The organism is Mesorhizobium sp. M4A.F.Ca.ET.020.02.1.1 (assembly GCF_004022645.1).
GTDB lineage: Bacteria > Pseudomonadota > Alphaproteobacteria > Rhizobiales > Rhizobiaceae > Mesorhizobium.
The window spans coordinates 1-3,790 of record NZ_RZOI01000606.1 but is presented as its reverse complement, the minus strand read 5'-3'; the positions used below and the strand labels follow the sequence as shown (position 1 = coordinate 3,790).

Here is a 3,790-nt window from a genome sequence, read left to right as displayed (position 1 = left end):
GAAGGAGGCGCAGAGCCCGGCGTCGGTGGTGATGTGAGCCCTGCCATTGACGCGCAGCGTGGTGCCCGATCCGGGCACCAGGAACAAGAGGCCGACGCGAGGGTCGCGGATGATGTTCTTCAGCGAATCGGCGCGGTTGTTGCCGCGGCGGTCAGGCATCATCAGCGTCTGTTGGTCGTGGATGCGCACGAAGCCGGCGAGATCGCCGCGCGGCGAGCAGTCGAGCCCCTCCGGCCCGGCGGTCGCCAGTGCCGCGAAGGGCGAGGCCTCGATGAAGGCGGCGTATTCGGGGATGATGTGGTCGAGTTCCTTGACGATCGAGGCTTCGCCTGGAGCCCCATAGAGCGCTTCGAGCTGTTCGACCGTTGTGATGACCGACATCTTTTTGTCTCCAAACCTTTGCCGGCGCTACTCCACATCCATGACGCCTTGACGACAGTGCGGATGACACGGCCTAACGGTCGCGGCCGAGCCCCTTCTCCGCCAGCTCGGCGAGATAGGCGCTCCAGCGCGCCTCCTTCTCGTGACCCAGCGTGTGCAGGTAGTTCCACGTGAATATCCCAGTGTCGTGGAAATCGTCGAAGGTGATGCGCACCGCATAGTTGCCGACCGGCTCTATCTTGAGGATGGCGACATTGCGCTTGCCGGGCACGGTCACGCGCTGCTCCGGCGAATGGCCCTGCACTTCCGCCGAGGGCGACAGCACGCGCAGCAGCTCGGCCGGCAATTCGAACGGCTGGTGGTCCGCAAAGGTGACGGTAAGCAGCTTGCGGTCCTTCGAGACCCGGAGTTCCTTCGGCGCTGTCATGCGGATCGTTCCTGCGTCATTTCCACCCTTCCCTACGCTGCTTCGCCTCAGGCGAAAAGGCCATTGCAGGGCGGCCGACACGCGATGTCGGTCGGGGAATGTTACCAAAGATCAAGACCGACTATCTTGAATGAAAGGCCGTATCGTATCACATAGCGGTATATAACGACGCCGTTCGCGGCCACGGGAAACGCAAAAGCATGGACATGATCGATCCTTTCGGTCGAACGATCAGCTACCTGCGCGTGTCGGTCACCGACCGCTGCGATTTCCGCTGCACCTATTGCATGGCCGAGGACATGACCTTCCTGCCCAAGAAGGATCTCCTGTCGCTTGAAGAGCTCGACCGGCTCTGCACCGTCTTCATCGAAAAGGGCGTGCGGAAATTTCGCCTCACCGGCGGCGAGCCGCTGGTGCGCAAGAACATCATGCACCTCGTGCGCCAGCTGTCGCGGCATCTGAAGAGCGGCGCGCTGGAAGAGCTGACGCTGACCACCAACGGCTCGCAGCTGTCGCGCTTCGCCGCGGAGCTTGCCGATTGCGGGGTCGAGCGCATCAACGTCTCGCTGGACACGCTCGACGCCGACAAGTTCCATCAGATCACCCGCTGGGGCCATCTCGGCAAGGTCATGGAAGGCATCGACGCCGCCCAGGCGGCGGGGCTGAAGGTCAAGCTCAACGCGGTGGCGCTGAAAGACTTCAACGACGCGGAGCTGCCCGAGATGATGCGCTGGGCGCACGGCCGCGGCATGGACCTCACCGTCATCGAAACCATGCCGATGGGCGAGATCGACGCCGACCGCACCGACCAGTACCTGCCGCTGTCGCTGCTCAGGGCCCAGCTCGAGCGCCAGTTCACGCTGAGCGACATCCCCTACAAGACCGGCGGCCCGGCCCGTTACGTCCATGTCGCCGAGACCGGCGGCAGGCTCGGCTTCATCACGCCGATGACGCATAATTTCTGCGAAAGCTGCAACCGCGTCAGGCTGACCTGCACCGGCACCCTCTATATGTGCCTCGGTCAGGAAGACGCCGCCGACTTGCGCGCGCCGTTGCGTGCGTCCGAAGGCAACGAACTGGTCTCCGCGGCAATCGACGAGGCGATCGGGCGCAAGCCCAAGGGCCATGACTTCATCATCGACCGCCGCACCAGCCGGCCGGCGGTGTCCCGGCATATGAGCGTCACCGGCGGCTGACCTTTTCCGCCATTTGAGGCAAGGATCGCCTCCGTCATTGGCTGGAGACTGGCTTGAAGCACCTTTTCCCGACCCTGGCCATCGCGGCGTTGAGCATCGCAGCGGCAGCCAGCGCCGCGCCGTTCACCTACACCAATCAGCGCTTTGGCACCGTCTGCACCTTTCCGGACGAGATCTTCAGCATTCGCGAGCCCGAGCCGGAGAATGGCGACGGGCAGCAATGGAGCGCGCCCGACGGAGCCAGCCTGATCTGCTCTGGCATCCTCAACGTCGATGACGACACGCCGAAAGGCTTTGTCTCCGCCGAGAAGGCCAGCGCCGAGCCAGGCTACAAGATCACCTACAGCAAGGCCGGCAAGGACTGGGCGGTGCTGTCCGGCATCAAGGACGGCAAGATCTTCTACGAGCGGCGCCTGTTCGGAAAGGACGGCGTCATCCGCACGGTCTGGATCGAGTATCCGCAAGCTCTGAATTCGAAATACGATCCGCTTGTTGGCGTCATTGCCGGAAGCCTCAAGGGGCCGTGAGCATTTTGCGCCACACCGCGAAATAATCCTCGCCCGCCAAAGGGCGGCCGATTTACCGACTCGATGTTCCAGCCTAGCCTTCCAGTGGACGTGATTTTTTCACTCACAGGGGGAATGCAACATGCGCAAATTCATTCTTGCTCTTGCAATGCTCGGCTTTGCGGCGGCACCGGCGGCGGCGCAGTCGATCGGCGGCAACTATACGGTCGCAGGCACCAATTTCGACGGCTCCGCCTATGGCGGCGAAGCGACTATCACGCTGACCAGCGAGACGACCTGCACCATCCATTGGGAAACCGGCGGTTCGTCGTCCGACGGCATCTGCATGCGCAACGACAATGCTTTCTCCGCCGGCTATGTGATGGGCAAAGAGATCGGCCTCGTCGTCTATAAGGTCGAGGGAGACGGCTCGCTGCACGGCCTCTGGACCATCGCCGGCAAGGAAGGAAGCGGCACCGAAGTGCTGACGCCGAAGTAAGTCCTTTCGCCTTCGCGCGGAACTTTGCGGGCCACGGCGAAAGGCTGTGGCCCAGTGCTTTGACGTTGCTGTTTTGCGGCTCGCTGATAGAGGCTGATCCAAAGCACAACCGGTGACGCCTTTGCCCCTTTCGCCAAATCTGCGCGGCGCGCTATTCATGATGGTGGCCATGGTCGGCTTTACCCTCAACGACGCGATCACCAAATTCTCCTCCGAATCGATGAACATGGCGCAGGTCATGCTGATCCGGGGGGCCTTCGCCTCGCTGTTCGTCGGCCTGCTTGCCTGGCAGCGCGGCGCGCTGGCCGCACCGCGCTCGATGCTGCAGCCGATGGTGGCGATGCGCGTGGCCGGCGAAGCCGGCGCAACGGTCTCGTTCCTGGTCGCGCTGGCGCATCTGCCGATCGCCAATGTCTCGGCTGTGCTGCAGGCGCTGCCGCTGGCGGTTACGATGGGCGCGGCGCTGTTCTTCAACGAAGGCGTCGGCTGGCGGCGCTGGCTGGCGATAGCGGTCGGTTTTGCCGGCGTGCTGGTCATCGTGCGGCCGGGCTTCGAAGGCTTCAGCGTCTATTCGCTGCTGGCGCTGACGAGCGTCGCCTGCTGCGCGGTGCGCGATCTCGCCACAAGGCGCATCCCGCAGGCGATCCCGACGCTGTTGGTGTCGACCGCCACGGCACTGGCCATGACAGTGCTGGGCGCTGCGCTGCTTGCGCCGATGGGCGGCTGGACGCCGATGAGCGGCAAGGCCACGGCGCTGCTGGCGCTGGCGGCAGTGCTGGTG

At 63.8% G+C, this 3,790-nt stretch carries 6 protein-coding genes; 4 read left to right on the top strand and 2 right to left on the bottom strand.

Translation table 11 applies throughout. The features are described from left to right. Window positions 1-381, bottom strand: a 381-nt coding sequence (locus EN742_RS27645) for an MSMEG_1061 family FMN-dependent PPOX-type flavoprotein (RefSeq protein ID WP_189375640.1), incomplete at its 3' end; no start/stop codon positions are given. A 73-nt stretch (window positions 382-454) separates the two neighbouring features. Then, entirely contained in the window at window positions 455-808 is a 354-nt protein-coding gene (locus EN742_RS27640) for a DUF971 domain-containing protein (RefSeq protein WP_126054514.1), read from the bottom strand. A gap of 200 nt (window positions 809-1,008) precedes the next feature. Between EN742_RS27640 and moaA the strand changes: the two genes are divergently transcribed. From moaA to EN742_RS27620, 4 genes are all read left to right on the top strand, one after another. Continuing rightward, the gene (gene moaA / locus EN742_RS27635) at window positions 1,009-2,004 is read left to right on the top strand and encodes a GTP 3',8-cyclase MoaA (protein ID WP_127407277.1); all 996 of its coding nucleotides are present in this window, start codon (window positions 1,009-1,011) and stop codon (window positions 2,002-2,004) included. A gap of 53 nt (window positions 2,005-2,057) precedes the next feature. After that, entirely contained in the window at window positions 2,058-2,531 is a 474-nt protein-coding gene (locus EN742_RS27630) for a hypothetical protein (protein ID WP_128333506.1), read from the top strand. A gap of 121 nt (window positions 2,532-2,652) precedes the next feature. After that, window positions 2,653-3,009 (top strand): hypothetical protein, encoded by a 357-nt coding sequence (locus EN742_RS27625; protein ID WP_127407849.1) that lies wholly within the window; start codon window positions 2,653-2,655, stop codon window positions 3,007-3,009. 121 nt (window positions 3,010-3,130) lie between these two features. Beyond that, the coding region (locus tag EN742_RS27620) for a DMT family transporter (RefSeq protein WP_148670299.1) at window positions 3,131-3,790 on the top strand (660 nt) is incomplete at its 3' end.